At 37.5% G+C, this 373-nt stretch carries 1 protein-coding gene; it reads left to right on the top strand.

Annotated elements, in window-relative coordinates; translation table 11 throughout:
* The coding region (locus LK536_RS58550) for a helix-turn-helix domain-containing protein (protein WP_506092308.1) at nucleotides 1-279 on the top strand (279 nt) is incomplete at its 5' end.
* Nucleotides 280-373 lie beyond the last annotated feature (94 nt).

Raw genomic sequence — 373 nt, 5'->3', positions numbered from 1 at the left:
CAACAGCAGACTGCCGCTCATTTTAATATTCCATCCCCAAGAACGGTACTTATGTGGGAACGGAAATACGATGAAGAAGGAAAAGAGGCTCTATATAAAGAAAATCGAGGAAGGGCTTCTAAGATGGGAACAAAACGACCTGGAAAAACTAAAAACGATATAAATACGAACGAAGATTTATTGGCAGAAGTGCAACGCCTTCGAATGGAGAATGAATACTTAAAAAAATTGAACGCCTTAGTTCAAGAGCGGGAAAAATCAAGGAAACCGACAAAGTAGCTGTCATTACTGAACTAAGGCAGAAATATAAGCTGACAGCATTACTTCAAATAGCAGGAATGCCAAGAAGTACGTATTACTATTATTTAAAAAA

It is taken from the genome of Clostridium pacaense, assembly GCF_020709765.2.
Classification (GTDB): Bacteria; Bacillota; Clostridia; order Lachnospirales; family Lachnospiraceae; genus Enterocloster; species Enterocloster hominis.
This window is presented reverse-complemented; position numbering and strand designations above follow the sequence as displayed.